The following is a 251-nucleotide window of genomic DNA, read 5'->3' as shown; positions in this document are numbered from 1 at the left end:
ACGTAGGTCTGCAGGTTGGCGATTGGCTGGCCAATCGGCACGCTGTCGCGGCCTTCCTCGCGGCAGGTCCAGTGGGTGACGTCGATGGCCGCTTCGGTCGGGCCATAGAGGTTGTACAACGCGGCGGCCGGCAGCTTGGCCAGGACCTGGGTCTGGGCATCCACCGGCAATGCTTCGCCGCTGCAGATGATCCGGCGCAAGCCGGTGCAGCTGGCGACCTGTTCGTCGAGCAGGAACATCTGCAGCATCGA

1 protein-coding gene is annotated in these 251 nt (G+C 65.7%); it reads right to left on the bottom strand.

From position 1 onward, the window contains the following. The coding region (locus ACQRAX_RS25715) for an AMP-binding protein (protein ID WP_427867800.1) at positions 1-251 on the bottom strand (251 nt) is incomplete at both ends.

Source organism: Pseudomonas sp. UM16 (assembly GCF_050312595.1).
GTDB lineage: Bacteria > Pseudomonadota > Gammaproteobacteria > Pseudomonadales > Pseudomonadaceae > Aquipseudomonas.
The sequence above is the reverse complement of the archived record's forward strand: the minus strand, read 5'-3'. Positions and strand labels throughout refer to the sequence as shown.